The organism is Paenibacillus sp. FSL R10-2796 (assembly GCF_037965315.1).
GTDB classification, from domain to species: domain Bacteria; phylum Bacillota; class Bacilli; order Paenibacillales; family Paenibacillaceae; genus Paenibacillus_AQ; species Paenibacillus_AQ odorifer.
Window position 1 is genome coordinate 1,542,127 of sequence record NZ_CP150178.1, and the last position, 14,351, is coordinate 1,556,477.

At 44.6% G+C, this 14,351-nt stretch carries 17 protein-coding genes; 15 read left to right on the forward strand and 2 right to left on the reverse strand.

The annotated features are described in order from the left end of the window. From NST58_RS07120 to NST58_RS07140, 5 genes are read left to right on the forward strand one after another with little or no spacing between them, the layout of a single operon-like run. A complete protein-coding gene (locus NST58_RS07120) occupies positions 1–822 on the forward strand; it encodes an SDR family NAD(P)-dependent oxidoreductase (RefSeq protein WP_339247047.1) in 822 nt (273 codons plus the stop codon). Next, positions 823–1,623 carry an energy-coupling factor transporter ATPase gene (locus NST58_RS07125; protein WP_339247050.1) on the forward strand — a complete coding sequence of 267 codons (801 nt, stop codon included), beginning with the start codon at positions 823–825 and terminating at the stop codon, positions 1,621–1,623. Next, the gene (locus NST58_RS07130) at positions 1,608–2,465 is read left to right on the forward strand and encodes an ATP-binding cassette domain-containing protein (protein ID WP_339172036.1); all 858 of its coding nucleotides are present in this window, start codon (positions 1,608–1,610) and stop codon (positions 2,463–2,465) included. Before NST58_RS07125 ends, NST58_RS07130 begins: the two co-directional genes overlap by 16 nt. Then, on the forward strand, positions 2,458–3,261 hold the full coding sequence (locus NST58_RS07135; protein ID WP_339247053.1) for an energy-coupling factor transporter transmembrane component T: 804 nt from the start codon (positions 2,458–2,460) through the stop codon (positions 3,259–3,261). The genes NST58_RS07130 and NST58_RS07135 overlap by 8 nt, the downstream gene beginning before the upstream one ends. Positions 3,262–3,267: 6 nt before the next feature. Then, positions 3,268–4,233, forward strand: coding sequence for a nitronate monooxygenase family protein (locus tag NST58_RS07140; protein ID WP_076142180.1), 966 nt, complete (start codon positions 3,268–3,270; stop codon positions 4,231–4,233). 84 nt (positions 4,234–4,317) lie between these two features. On the opposite strand, the gene NST58_RS07145 is transcribed toward NST58_RS07140, so the two are convergent. Then, on the reverse strand, positions 4,318–5,412 hold the full coding sequence (locus NST58_RS07145; RefSeq protein ID WP_076128106.1) for a Xaa-Pro peptidase family protein: 1,095 nt from the start codon (positions 5,410–5,412) through the stop codon (positions 4,318–4,320). Between the two features lie 225 nt (positions 5,413–5,637). On the opposite strand from NST58_RS07145, the gene NST58_RS07150 reads away from it, so the two are divergent. After that, positions 5,638–6,480 (forward strand): SDR family oxidoreductase, encoded by an 843-nt coding sequence (locus tag NST58_RS07150; protein WP_076142168.1) that lies wholly within the window; start codon positions 5,638–5,640, stop codon positions 6,478–6,480. Between the two features lie 25 nt (positions 6,481–6,505). Beyond that, positions 6,506–7,009 carry a GNAT family N-acetyltransferase gene (locus tag NST58_RS07155; protein ID WP_076185721.1) on the forward strand — a complete coding sequence of 168 codons (504 nt, stop codon included), beginning with the start codon at positions 6,506–6,508 and terminating at the stop codon, positions 7,007–7,009. Between the two features lie 17 nt (positions 7,010–7,026). On the opposite strand, the gene NST58_RS07160 is transcribed toward NST58_RS07155, so the two are convergent. After that, positions 7,027–7,371, reverse strand: coding sequence for a helix-turn-helix domain-containing protein (locus NST58_RS07160; protein ID WP_076128100.1), 345 nt, complete (start codon positions 7,369–7,371; stop codon positions 7,027–7,029). Positions 7,372–7,462: 91 nt separating this feature from the next. Between NST58_RS07160 and NST58_RS07165 the strand changes: the two genes are divergently transcribed. The 8 genes from NST58_RS07165 (at position 7,463) to NST58_RS07200 (ending at position 14,287) form a co-directional block, all read left to right on the forward strand. Continuing rightward, entirely contained in the window at positions 7,463–7,723 is a 261-nt protein-coding gene (locus tag NST58_RS07165) for a YqkE family protein (protein WP_036681837.1), read from the forward strand. A gap of 228 nt (positions 7,724–7,951) precedes the next feature. Then, complete coding sequence (locus tag NST58_RS07170; protein WP_036681839.1) at positions 7,952–8,899, forward strand: ABC transporter permease; 948 nt, start codon at positions 7,952–7,954, stop codon at positions 8,897–8,899. Between the two features lie 2 nt (positions 8,900–8,901). Then, positions 8,902–9,846, forward strand: coding sequence for an iron chelate uptake ABC transporter family permease subunit (locus NST58_RS07175; protein WP_036681842.1), 945 nt, complete (start codon positions 8,902–8,904; stop codon positions 9,844–9,846). Next, the gene (locus tag NST58_RS07180) at positions 9,840–10,595 is read left to right on the forward strand and encodes an ABC transporter ATP-binding protein (protein ID WP_076302189.1); all 756 of its coding nucleotides are present in this window, start codon (positions 9,840–9,842) and stop codon (positions 10,593–10,595) included. Before NST58_RS07175 ends, NST58_RS07180 begins: the two co-directional genes overlap by 7 nt. A gap of 121 nt (positions 10,596–10,716) precedes the next feature. Then, entirely contained in the window at positions 10,717–11,721 is a 1,005-nt protein-coding gene (locus NST58_RS07185) for a siderophore ABC transporter substrate-binding protein (protein ID WP_282579687.1), read from the forward strand. Between the two features lie 167 nt (positions 11,722–11,888). Beyond that, positions 11,889–12,392 carry a sigma-70 family RNA polymerase sigma factor gene (locus NST58_RS07190; RefSeq protein WP_036681849.1) on the forward strand — a complete coding sequence of 168 codons (504 nt, stop codon included), beginning with the start codon at positions 11,889–11,891 and terminating at the stop codon, positions 12,390–12,392. Continuing rightward, positions 12,385–13,578, forward strand: a complete 1,194-nt coding sequence (locus tag NST58_RS07195; RefSeq protein ID WP_339247060.1) for an anti-sigma factor — start codon at positions 12,385–12,387, stop codon at positions 13,576–13,578. Before NST58_RS07190 ends, NST58_RS07195 begins: the two co-directional genes overlap by 8 nt. Before the next feature lie 202 nt (positions 13,579–13,780). After that, on the forward strand, positions 13,781–14,287 hold the full coding sequence (locus tag NST58_RS07200) for a metallophosphoesterase (RefSeq protein WP_036681852.1): 507 nt from the start codon (positions 13,781–13,783) through the stop codon (positions 14,285–14,287). Positions 14,288–14,351: the final 64 nt, after the last annotated feature.

Below are 14,351 nucleotides of genomic sequence, written 5' to 3' on the forward strand. Positions count from 1 at the left end.
ATGAATAAAGTGGCCTTAATTACTGGAGCAACAAGAGGGATCGGACGTAGTATCGCCATACAGCTTGGCAAGTCAGGTTATATAGTGGTTGTAAATGGTACGAAACAAGTCTTAATTGATGAGGTTGTGCGCGAGATCCACCAGGCAGGCGGAGAGGCACTAGGGTACGCTGCTAATGTAGCCGATTCCGTCGCAGTCACTGCCATGGTAGGTGAGGTCATTGCCCGATACGGTCGTATCGAGGTATTGATAGCTAACGCGGGAATTGTGCAGGATCAGAAATGTCAACGTATGACGGATGAACAGTGGAAGAATGTTCTGGATGTGCATTTAAATGGCACTTATTATTGCATTCAACGAGTATTACCACATATGCGTGAAACAGGTGGGGATATCCTGTTGATGACCTCTGCTGCTGGACTAGCAGGTTCCGTGGGTCAGGTGAATTACAGTGCAGCCAAGGCTGGAATACTGGGCATGATGTGGACGCTCGCAGCAGAGCTGAAACGTGACCAGATTAGGGTCAATGCGATTTCTCCAGCGGCATTAACGGATATGACCAGACCTATAATTGACCATTTGAAGGAAAAATATTTCAGTCGTAATGAACCTTTGCCTGACTTTTGGAGAATAGGTGACCCGGAGGCTATTGCTTCCTTCGTGACTGCATTATTGAATGAGTCCGACGCGGATTTAACCGGTGAAATCTTTGCTGTGAATGGATCAAAAGTGACAAAATGGGAGAAGCCTGCACCTGCATTTTCCGAGAATAGCATTGAGGCATTTTTTGCTGCTTGGCACCGTCAAAAGGGGACTGAATAAATGCTTACCTTCGATCAAGTTTGTTTTTATTATAAAAAGGGACAACCTCTCCTGGAGGATATTAGCTTTACGATAGACGCAGGGGAGTTTGTGGCGATAGTCGGGGCGAATGGTTCTGGCAAATCCACTATTGCAAAGCTCATGGACGGACTGCTGCTGCCGCGAAAAGGGACTGTACAATTTAAGAGCTTGGACACAGCAAAACCAACGGATCTTGCGGAGATTCATCAGCAAATCGGTTTTGTTTTTCAGAATCCAGAGGATCAATTTATCACCACAACCGTTATGGATGAGGTGCTTTTTGGTTTGGAGAATATCCGTGTGCCGAGGGAGGAAATGCGCAGCCGATTGGATCATGCCTTACAGGCCGTTCATATGGAGGATTATCTGGAAGCTATGCCACATCAGCTATCTGGAGGTCAAAAGCAACGTGTCGCTATCGCAGCTATATTGGCGATGCGCCCGCAAGTCATTATTTTTGACGAGGCTACCTCAATGCTTGATCCCCAGGGAAGACAGCAGGTTCTTTCTATTATGCAAGAGCTGCATCGTCAAGGCCTGACGCTTATTCATATCACCCACCATATGGAGGAAGTGCTTGCAGCAGAACGCGTATTGCTCCTGCACCAAGGACGACTTGAGTTTGACGGCGATCCACTGACTTTTTTTGAAACCATGCCTGTTGCGGACTATCAATTACAACTGCCCTTCGCAGTGCGTGTACATACATTGCTCCATTCAGCAGCACCGCTAACAGCCGATTGGAAGGGGATAATTCGATCACAATGGTCTACCAATTAAAAAATCTAAGTGTGAACTATGCCGATCATGTGGCTTTGCGCAATATAAACTGCACTATTCCTGAAGGCAAATGGATTTCTATTATCGGTCCAACAGGCGCAGGAAAGTCTACCTTTGTCAAAGTGCTGAAGGGCTTGATTCCCACCGCAAAAGGAGATTATTGGATTAACCAGCAGCCTGCCAGCAGAGATGCTAAAGGACGCTTAAAGGTTGTCCCCGAGTTGGGTTTCGTTTTTCAATATCCGGAGCATCAGCTATTCGAAACAACGGTGCATAAGGAGCTTGCTTTTGCTCTGAATCAGCAGGGTGCTTCACGTCAGCAAATTACAGAGGCGATTGAAATGATCTTGCCGCAAGTGGGTTTGCCAGAGGGGATTCTCCCGTTAAATCCATTCCAATTAAGCGGTGGAGAAAAGCGCCGTGTGGCCATTGCCTCCGTGCTGATGACAAATCCGAAGCTGCTGATATTGGATGAACCGACAGCGGGTCTCGATCCAGCTAGCCAAGTGTCTTTGCTGAGGCTACTAAAGGAATGGCAGCAACAAGACAATCGCACCATCCTCTTCGTTTCGCATCAGATGGGTGATGTTGCCGAATTCTCAGATGAGGTCATGGTTTTTCATGAAGGTCAGTTAAAAGGGCATCATGATACCAGAACATTGTTTCTGGAAAAGGAAGAATTACTGCTGGAACTTGGACTATCCTTGCCTGAACCCGTACAGCTCTTGAAGCTAGTGGAGGAATTATCTGGTCAGAAGATTGAAGTTGCCAGCTGTAAAGAGCAGGATATCTTCGAAGCGATTTTGCCGATTTGGCATTCGAGGGGGCAAGGGCATGGCTGATTCCGTATTAGTCGGTCAATATGTGGAGACGCATTCGATTGTTCATCGTTTAGATCCTCGTACAAAGCTTGTAAGTATCGTGATGCTCATGCTTAGCTTTATGATGCTTGGTACGGGGCTTAGTTATGTTGTTGCAACCTTTTTTGTATTGGGAATGTTATTACTGTCTAAAGTTCCTGTGCATTTTTTTTGGCGAGGGCTACGGCCGGTATTATTTATTTTATTATTTACTTTTGTTTACAATGCCGTGTTCACCAAGGGGACGATTCTCTGGTCATGGTTTTTTATCGAGGTGACTGAAGAGGGATTGCGGATAGGATTACGTTTTGTATGGCGGATTATATTGCTCATCTTGTTGGCCTCAATTCTGACATTAACTACTAAACCGCTAGACTTAGCTTATGGTCTGGAGAAGCTGCTTGCCCCTCTGTCCAAATTGGGGGTACCCGTAGAGCAGTTCTCTTTAATGATAGTGATTGCGATCCGTTTTATTCCTACCATCAAGGAGGAGCTTGATCGTATCCTTCTCGCACAAAAGGCTAGAGGTTATGATCTCACAGTATTATCACTGCCTAAACGGATATATGCGTACATTCCGATCATTATTCCTCTGCTCTTCACAACGATTCAACGTGCTGAACAGCTGAGCTATGCAATTGATGCGCGTGCTTATGGGAATGGTAAAGGAAGGACTTCTTTTAAAAGACTGCAATTTCAGCAAATAGATTATCTGGTAGGGGGAGCTGCCCTTTTAATTGCCGTGATTCTGCTTTGCTTAAAGATAGGAAAGGTGTAGATGAAGATGAAATGGAACACCCGTATTACGGAGTTATTGCACATAGAATATCCTATTATTCAAGGAGGACTTGCTTATTTAGGTTATGCAGACCTTGCGGCTGCGGTTTCAAATATCGGTGGACTGGGTCAGGTCACAGCAATGAGTCTTCCGGATGCGGAGGCCTTACGTGCAGAAATACGTCGGGTACGAACACTAACGGACAAACCATTTGGTGTTAATTTTGCTATCGGCATGCATGGGATTGGTTATGAAGATCGGGTGCAGGTCGCCATCGAAGAGCAGGTTCCCGTGGTGAGCCTCACTGGAGGGAATCCAGCCCCTATACTGGAAATGTTACAGCCCACCGATATTAAAACACTCGTGCTCGTCTCCTCACGCAGACAAGCCCAAAAGGCTGAACAATTAGGGGCTTCTGCGGTTATTGTTGTTGGGCATGAGGGAGGGGGCCACTTAGGGCGTGACGATGTTGGAACCATGGTGCTCGTTCCCCAAGTGGTTGATGCGGTTAATATTCCTGTGATTGCTTCCGGAGGGATCGGAGATGGCCGTGGATGGATGGCTGCTCATGCACTTGGGGCTGAAGGAATCGAAATGGGCACTCGTTTCGTTGCTACAGTGGAATGTGTTCATGCGGCCGCTTCTTATAAAAAAGCTTTAGTAGAAAGCTCAGAGTCGGATACGGTTGTAATCAAACGTTCTATTGGAGCACCCGCACGAGTGTTACGTAGTGACTACATTGATCAAATTCTTGAAATCGAGCGCGTGACACCGACCTATGAAGCATTAAAAGAGTATATCAGTGGTGCAGCCAACAAGCGCTGGATCTATGATGATATCAAAGAAGAGGGCATCGGCTGGGCAGGTCAAGTGACAGGAATGATCCAAGATATTCCTACAGTCGCGGAGCTGATCGGCAGGATGGTGAAAGAGGCTAAGTTGGTTCGCGGGATGTGGGGAACACAGGTTTGAATTTAAAAAAACACAGAGCGGCGATTCTCTCTTTATTGGAGGAATCGCTGCTCTGTGTTTTTGGCTATGGCTTGTAATTCTTTTCTACAAATGAAGAATAGTCAGTTCCTTAGGGAAGCTTGTTAAGGTCTCTGCACCTTCAGCTGTAATAATCAGATCATCTTCGATACGTACACCCGCTAGTCCAGGCACATAAATTCCTGGCTCAACGGTGAACACATTGCCGATCTCGATAATGTCGTCGTTCTGTCCGTGAAGTGATGGATATTCATGAACATCCATGCCCAGTCCGTGTCCGACACGGTGTAAGAAATATTCTCCGAATCCAGCTTCTTCAATCACATCACGTGCAGCTTTGTCGACTGAGCCGAAAGGTGCTCCAGGATTGGAGGCAGCGATCCCAGCTTCGTTGGCAGCCAGCACAGTGTTATAGATAGTGACTAGCTTGTCGTCCACGGATTCAATAGCAAAGGTACGTGTAATATCAGAAGCATAACCATCGGCATACACCCCGATATCAAACATCAGGAAGTCGCCGGGTTGAATGACCCGGTTGCCCGGAACACCGTGAGGCAGGGCAGTTTTCGGACCAGAAAGCACCATAGTGTCGAAGGAAGGGCCGGAAGCGCCAACCTTTTTCATTAGATATTCTAGCTCCGCTACTAGATCGTTTTCTGTAACGCCTGTTTTTACGTGGGTAAGAACGCGGCGCAAGGCTTCCTCAACTAGCTCAGCGGCATGTTTCATGCGCTTAACTTCATCCGGGGTCTTTTTGGAGCGCATGCTGCGCAGCAATGGACCAATATCACTAAACCTTTCAGCTGGAACAGCAGCGGTTAGGTGCTCAAAACGGGCTACTGAGAAATGTTCTTTTTCTATGCCGAGAGTACCTAGCTTACTGCTGCCGAAACAATCTTTTAGCAGGTTATAGGGATTATCAGTGTCAGTGTGAGTTAGGATTTTGGTGACCGAAGAGGCTGCTTGAGCTGCTTCTGCATCCAATGCAGGCAGAATGAGCATAGGCTCTTCTCCGCGTATCAGCAGCAGACCCAGAAAACGTTCATGCGGATCGCTGGCGAAGCCGGTTAAGTAGTAGACATGCTTAGGATCTGTTACGAGCAGGGCATCCAGACCTTCGCCTGCCATTTGCTGCTCTAGGCTTGTCAGAGCATTATTCATAGTTGGTGTTCCCCTTTCAACTTCACGATTAGAACTGCAATATTCCTATTATAGATCAAAAATAGACCAGACGCACCTGACGAACTATAACTATCGTTGGCTAATCATGACATGAAGCTTTTCTTAACCCTACTAGTTGGTGTAACATATCTTTAAATATACTTCTCCTAAGGTTAGGCTGAAGCTTATTCGGGTACGGTTGTTGAGAGAGGAGTGATTCTTGCAATGAGAGGAACAATCGCACTTGTTACCGGAGCGAATTCCGGTATGGGGCTGGCCACAACAGTTGAACTGGCTCGCAAGGGAGCTAAAGTTATTATGGTTTGCCGTAATCGCCAGCGGGGAGAAGAAGCACTTGCTGCCGCCAAACAAAAGAGCCACTCCGAGGATATCGAGCTCATGTTGTGTGATCTGGCTTCACTTGAGAGCATTCGCAGCTTTGCTGAGGAATTCACTATGAAATATCCGATGCTAGACATACTTATCAATAACGCCGGGGTAGTCACGATTAAGCGTCAGCTTACGAAGGACGGCTTTGAGATGGATCTTGGCGTAAATCATTTGGGGCATTTTCTACTTACCAATCTGTTACTTGAGTCGTTGCAGGCAGCAGAGCAAGGCCGTATCATTGTGGTTGCCTCTGGTGCTTACAAGATAGGTGCGCTCCATTATGAAGATCCAACCCTCGCTCGCCGTTTTAATCCTGCAAAAGCCTATGCCCGATCCAAGCTAGCCAATATTCTCTTCACGCGGGAGCTGGCTTCGCGTCTTCACGGAACAAGGGTGACGGTGAATTGCCTGCATCCAGGAGCAGTGGGGACGAATATAGGTGTAAACCGGGAGACTGGTTTCGGCAAGTCGGTACTTAAGTTACTCTCATACTTTTTCTTAACACCTGAACAAGGTGCCGATACAGCGATTTATTTGGCTACAGATCCCGATCTTGGAGAGGTAACCGGTCAATATTATTATCGAAGAAAGATTAAACAACTGTCTCCCAGAGCGCAGAATACAATAGAAGCCGAACGGCTGTGGCAATGGAGCCAGGAGCAGGTCGGCCTGAGTTAATTAATACATTTGGAGGAATTAAGGGATGAATTGGGAGAACAGCAGAATTGAAGATGCAACATCTGCAGACTTAGCAGCTATTGTAGATATTTATAACTCAACGATTGCTGGGAGGATGGTAACTGCAGATCTGGAACCCATTACTGTTGCAGACCGGGAGAAATGGTTTCTTGAGCATAATAGCCATCACCGTCCCTTATGGGTACTGAAGCAAGGAGATGAAATTGCTGCATGGTTCAGTTTTCAATCCTTCTATGGTCGTCCAGCGTATAATGCAACAGCAGAAATCAGTGTATACGTGAATGAAAAGTTCCGTGGTGGTGGTGCGGGCAGAATTCTTCTGACAGAGGCCATTGAGAAAGCCCCTAGTCTCGGAATTAAGAATCTAGTCGGCTTTGTATTTGGACATAATGATCCAAGCCTTGGTTTGTTGAAAAAGTTTGGTTTTGAAGAGTGGGGAATGCTGCCTGGTGTGGCTGAACTTGACGGTATAGAGCGTGATTTAGTCATTGTCGGCCTTAAAATCTAACGCCTCATATAAAACGCTTACATTTTGAGAGTTGAATTTAGATTATCGGTGTCACAATCGACCCATTCTTTGGACCAACTCTGTAAGTCTCGGATGACTGATTCCAGGGCAAGACCTTTATCCGTCAAAGAATATTGGATCCGCACGGGGGTCTCTGGGAACACTTCTCGAAGAACGATCCCTTCCTGTTCCAGCTCTTTGAGCCGTTCGGAGAGCAGTCTTCCACTGATGGGCAATGCCGCTTCAATTACATTGAAACGTTGGGGTCCTTGAAGGAGCTGGTAGATAATTAAACCAGTCCAACGCCTGCCGATAATATCCATACTTTTTTGTAGCCGGGGACATAAATCATTGGACTTCATAGGGCTCACCTCTTAGTAAACATTATAAACGAAAAGACCAATAACTTAAACAAATTCCAATTTAATTCAGTACTAGAAAGGATGATGGACAGTGGCTAAAAAAAAGAAAATGCCTACCACACCAAGAGCCGCTACGAATGATGGCCCTGCTACGTTAAAAGATCTGCTAAGCAGTGATGTTCTAGGAAAGCTGAAGGCGCAATCTGATGCGTTGAAAGCGGAGGAAAATGACCGTAAAGAAGCTGCCCGTAAGGCAGTGGAAGATCAGCGCAAGGCTGAGCAGAAGCGGTTGGATAATGATTTTGCACATCTGCTGGAGAACAGTAATCAGGATTGGAAGAAATATAAATAAATCCTATAGCTTAGCGCTAAAAATATGGCAAAGATTAAAGAGGCACCCGTTAGGGTGTCTTTTTTTAGGTAACTTAAGCAGATAAGCCTAAGTCTTAATTATTTTAAATTTAAGTATATGAAAGGGTTGACCCTCAAAGTGGGCTTAGGTATAATTTAAAACATTGCGAATGAAAATCATTATCATAAAATCGCATGTGTAAACTATTAAACAGATAAGGAACAACTCATGAAACTAAAATATTTGTCCCTACTTCTAATAGTATTTTCATTTATATCTTTGTTTATAGGCGTTAAAGATATATCCCCATTAGATCTCTTTCATCTTACGGAATCTCAAGCACAGACCTTGCTGGTAAGCCGGATTCCCCGGTTAGCCGCATTGATTATCGCTGGAGTCAGCATGAGTATTGCCGGATTAATTATGCAACAGCTGTCACGCAATAAATTCGTCTCCCCGACTACGGCAGGGACGATGGATTCCGCGAAATTTGGTATTCTCGTATCCCTCATGTTATTCACAGGCGCAACTCCAATGCAGAAATTGCTGGTTGCTTTTGTTTTTGCACTATTGGGCACCTTTATTTTTATGAGAATCTTGGATCGGATCAAGTTCAAGGATAGTATTTTTATCCCGCTGGTCGGACTCATGTTCGGCAACATTGTAGGCTCGATTACCACTTTTTTTGCGTATAAAAATGATTTGATTCAGAATATCTCGTCTTGGATGCTTGGAGATTTCTCAACGATTATCAAAGGCCAATACGAATTGATTTATATCAGCATTCCACTTGTCATCCTGGCGTATCTCTTCGCTAATAAATTTACGGTAGCCGGTATGGGCGAGGATTTCTCCGTTAATCTTGGCATGAATTACAAAGCGGTTGTCAACGTGGGATTGGTAATTGTAGCGTTAATCTCTTCTGTTGTCATTTTAACCGTAGGTACGATTCCATTTCTGGGTCTGGTAGTACCTAACATTGTAACGTTGTACATAGGAGATAACCTCAAAAAAAGTCTGGCGCATACAGCCATTCTCGGAGCGGTGTTCCTCCTGTTCTGCGATATTCTGGGCAGGCTCATTATCTATCCATATGAAATATCAATCAGTCTCACGGTAGGCGTCATCGGTAGTGGTCTGTTTATCTACTTGCTGATGAGAAGAAAGGCGAACTAGAGATGAAGACAAAACTAACTATATTATCTATAAGTGCTGTCGCCCTCATCGTCTTGTTTATGACGTATCATGCTTTGGGAAATTGGGACTACGTTCTGCCCAGCCGGGGAAGAAAGCTGGCGGCCATTCTGATTACCGGAGCTGTGATAGCTGTCTCTACCGTAGTTTTTCAGAGCATCACGAACAATCGTATTTTGACACCAAGTATTCTCGGGCTCGATTCCCTGTACATGTTAATCCAGACGTTCGGTGTATATGCCTTAGGTTCATCGAATATGACCTTTATGAATAAAAACATCAACTTCTTGTTCTCTGCGTGTCTCATGGTCCTGTTTTCAGGCGTATTGTATAAGCTAATGTTCCGTAGGGAAGGACAAAATATTTATTTCCTGCTGCTGGTAGGGCTGATCATGGGGACGATGTTCCAGAGCGCGTCTTCTTTTATGGAAGTGCTTATTGATCCGAACGAATTCCTGATTCTACAGGGGAAAATGTTCGCCAGCTTCAACAATGTCAGCAGTGACCTATTGATTCTTTCCACCATTGTTCTGACGCTAACTACGTTGTATTTCTTGCGATTTGTTAAGTATTTGGATGTTATTTCGCTTGGAAAAGATGAAGCCATTAATCTGGGCATCAATTATGACTATGTGGTCAAAAGGCTGCTAGTTATTGTATCTATCTACGTTTCGATCTCGACGGCTCTAGTCGGACCAATTACTTTCTTAGGTTTGTTGGTAGCTAATGTGGGACACCAGCTGTTCCGTACCTATAAGCATGCCTATCTGATTCCTGGAACGATTCTGCTGAGCATTGTTGCGCTTGTCGGCGGGCAGTTCCTGGTCGAACGTGTTTTTGGATTCAACACTACGGTTAGTGTGATTATCAATTTTGCAGGCGGCGTCTACTTCGTCTATCTGCTGTTAAAGGAGAATAAGTCGTGGTAGAAGTTAAAAATTTAACCAAACGTTATGGCGGAGTAACCGTCGTTGATGATGTGTCCTTGTCCATCAAAAAAGGCGCAATCACCTCGTTTATCGGACCAAATGGTGCGGGTAAAAGTACACTGCTCTCCATGATCAGCAGACTTATCTCCAAAGACGCGGGAGAGGTGCTGATCGAAGGTAAGGAAATCGGTACCTGCAAAAGTAATGAGCTTGCTCGTAAAATATCGGTGTTAAAGCAGTCCAATCATATTAGCGTACGCCTCACTGTGAAGGAGCTCGTTTCTTTTGGGAGATTCCCGTATTCACAGGGGAAGCTGAGTCCGGAGGATCGGGCGTTCGTTGACGAAGCGATTGCTTACATGGATCTCCAAGAGATGCAGGATAAATATATTGATCAGCTCAGTGGAGGACAACGCCAGCGGGCATATATTGCCATGGTTATGGCTCAGGATACAGAGTACATTCTGCTCGATGAACCGCTCAACAACCTTGATATGAAGCATTCCGTCCAAATTATGAAGGTGCTTCGCCGTTTGGTGGACGAGAAGAGGAAGACGATTGTGCTCGTTATCCATGATATTAACTTTGCTTCTTGTTACTCTGACTACATTGTTGCGCTTAAAAATGGAAGAGTAGCTTCTTCGGGTACAGCGGATGAAATTATAGATTCTGCAGTTCTTAAAGAGGTATATGACATGGACATTCCTATTGAAACTATAGGAGGCCGAAAAATCGGTGTCTATTTCTAAAAAGGTAACTATTACTATGCGGATATTATTATGCGTAACGTAAGAAGTGAAAGGCGCCAGCTTCTTAACGCATACGCGAATAATTCAAATAGCTTCACTATAAAAATTAGGGGTGAATACATTGAAGAAGAACTTATCTTTACTGATTATGACAGTATTTCTTGCGGTAATCTTGGCGGCTTGTGGCTCCAATAATGCAGCAACTTCAAATAACAACACAGCAGCGGCAGGCAATTCGGAGGCTACTACTGCACCAACAACGGAAGCAACTACAGCACCGACAGAGCTTACTTTCAAGCATGCGCTTGGCGAAACAACTATCAAAAGCAATCCGCAAAAAGTGGTTGTTTTTGACTTCGGTACACTGGATACGCTGGATAAACTGGGTGTAGAGGTGACTGGAGTGCCTCAAAGTAATGTACCGGCTTATCTTTCTAAATATAACGATGCTAAATATGAGAATGTTGGGGGTTTGAAAGAGCCTGACTTCGAAAAAATAAACAGTCTTTCTCCGGACCTGATCATCATTTCCGGCAGACAACAGGATTCTTATGAAGAATTCAGCAAAATTGCACCTACTCTGTATGTGGCTGTAGATAATGCAAACTACATGGAATCTTTTACGAATAACGTGAAAATGCTGGGTCAAATTTTTGGAAAAGAAGCAGAAGTAGAAACTGAGCTTGCGACTATCAATGATTCCATCAAAGCTTTGAATACGAAGGCAACAGCTGATGGCAAAAAAGCACTTGTTATTCTTGCGAATGAAGGAAAAATCAGTGCTTACGGTGCAGGTTCCCGTTTTGGGATTATCCATGATGTGTTCGGATTTGCACAGGCTGATGATAAAATTGAAGTATCCACTCACGGACAAAGCGTATCCTACGAATATGTAGCGGATAAGAATCCGGATTATCTGTTTGTAGTGGACAGAGATGCGGCTGTGAAGAGTGATGGCGGCGAAGCCGGCTCAGCTAAAAAAGCAGTTGAAAACGATCTAGTGAAGAACACAAATGCCTTTAAAAACGGTAAAATCATTTACTTGGATCCTAACTACTGGTATTTGTCCGGTGGCGGTTTAATATCCGTTAGCGAAATGCTCAAAGAAGTTGAAGTTGTTCTGTAAGCAGAGTAACTTGGTGAATTAAAAAGCCTGTTGGCAGGAGTAATACTCCTTGCCAGCAGGCTTTTTTTCGCTTTTTTCCATGGAATTACTGGTATATTCATACTAGTTGCTAAATTTATCTGTAACTTTTCAGGCTGGGATACGTGGTTAGGTTAAGGGGGGAGTGCATGAAGCGAAAGTCATTGGATGAAATATATCAGATGTATGTGATGGATATTTACCGCTATTTGCGCTCCCTTTGTGGTGATCATTATGCGGCTGAAGATTTGATGCAAGAAACCTTTTATCGCGCTTATCTACATTTGGAGGATTGTAAAGAAGAGAAGATTAAGCCATGGTTGTTCCGTGTCGCTTATAACGCCTTCGTAGATTACAAGCGAAAGGAAGGCCGCAGTACAGTTCAGAGTGAGGATTATTTCAAAAAGCTTGCTCATCCAGATACCACAGAAAGCACACTGCTTCATCAGGAACGTTGGGAAGAGATGAGGATAGCAGTAGGTGAGCTACCGGACAATCAGAGAAATGCACTGCTGCTGCATGATTTTCATGGGCTGAGTTATCGGGAAGCATCGGACATTATGGATGTGGGCTTGTCCCAATATAAGATATTGATCTTTCGGGCCAGACAGAAGCTGCGTGAGGCAGAGCGGAGGAGAAATGAACATGAGTGAAGAGTTTAAGGAGAAGTTAAGAAGGTATGGCGAAGGCACTCTTGCTGATGAGGATAGGGATGAGGTTGAACGTGAGCTAGAGAAGATGGAAGCTTACCAGGCCTATCTGGATGAACTGATGGGCGAAGAAAAGCCGGCTTCAGAAGAGGAGAAGAGCATAAAATTCGGAAAGGGTAAAAGAAACAGACCCGGCAAAGAAAAAAAGATCATCCGCCGTGGCAAGTGGAAAGCACGTATATCAAATACTTTGACGGTGATTTCTGCATTTTTGATTTTTTTGATCGTCAGCAGTATCATCACAGCGGTATTTTATGGCACTGGAGAAAGAGGAGAGACTTACCGTGATGTCGTTTCTTCCGCAATTGCTGTTTCACAGCCGAATACAATCGTCCATTTGAGTAGCGATTCCGGACCGTTTTTTAGTATGAATCTGCAGGGAGAAATAATAAAACAAATTGGTGATGCGCGGATTAATGTTGGAGATTATTCGATGAAGTTTCTATTAGGCTGGCCCAGAATATATAGTTATTCATGGACATATGAACGCAGTGGGACAGGTAATTACTTTATCTATCCCACTGAGAACCAGTCTGCAGAAAATAGGATGGATGACAGCAGTGAGTGGGAAAAACTAGAAAAGCTCCCTGAAGGTACGGTAGGAGAAGCCTATTTGTCTTTTGAACAATTTTTTACGACAGATGAGCTATTGAAGAAGTTTCAGCATAAAAATCTTGAGCTTTTATGGTTCGCAGCAGATACAGGTCCAAGGACACAAGAGCCAGTAATAAATGATCCCTTAGGATTTCCAAGTACGCCCATCTGGCATGCCGATGATATGAAGGTGACACAAGAGTCAAAGAAAAAGTGGGGTTGGTTTGGAGGGGTGACTAGCCGCACGAGTGTTTCTCCATCTGTTGACTCATATGGGGATGGTGAACTTCGTAATGCGAACTTCCTTAAGACACTGCACTTAATGCAGGAGCATAAATCGATCGCCAACAAGGTAATTCCGTTTATTGATCTGGATGACTCCATTAGTTATCTGGAGAAGAACGGAGTTAGGCTGTATGGAGCTGTCGTAACCGGTCCGGTTAAAGAACTGCTCAAGTTAAAGGAAGAAAAATGGGTCAGCAATATTCATGTTGAAGAAGTAAGATTATGGAATTGGCGGGATAGAGAGAACTGAGTCGGGATGCTAAATACTGTAGAAGGTAGTAAGCGTAAATGATTTCTTCGTAATTCCTTAATGGCAGCCGGATATGCCCTGTGTTAGTGGGGTGTACCCGGCTTTTCTGTGTGGGAGAAGTCACAGAACTTGCTTCTCGTTTAAGCAAATCGTACAATTATTTGAATATGAGATGAGTATGATAGATTAGGAGCTGAGTTATATGAAAGTAGGCGTGGTATCAGATACACATATGACAAGAATGGCTAAGTCTCTGCCCAAAGCACTTGTTGCTGAATTCCGGAATGTAGACTTGATTCTGCATCTTGGAGATTGGGTGAGTATGGGAATCTACGATTTGTTGGCTGAATTGGCTCCAGTGGAAGGGATTGCTGGGAATAACGATGGAATAGAGATCATCGAGCGTTTCGGGGAGCGTAAGCTGCTAACGCTTGAGGGAGTCCGGATCGGAATGGTCCATGGTCATACGCCACACTCCCGCAAAGGAACGGACGGGAATGCGTTGCTTGCTTTTGCGAACGATAAGGTGGATTGTATTTTATTCGGTCATTCGCATCAGCCTTTATTGCGGGAAGAGAATGGGATTCTGCTCTTTAATCCAGGATCGCCAACAGATAAACGACGTGAGAAACTGTATTCCTTCGGAATTTTGGATATCGAAGAGGGTAAAGTCAGTGCCCGGCATGTGTTCTACGATTCCAAAGAATAAGAATAATTGTCCAAATGATCTGGCGTTCTCTCCATGGTGCACGGTACGGCTGAAATATACAATA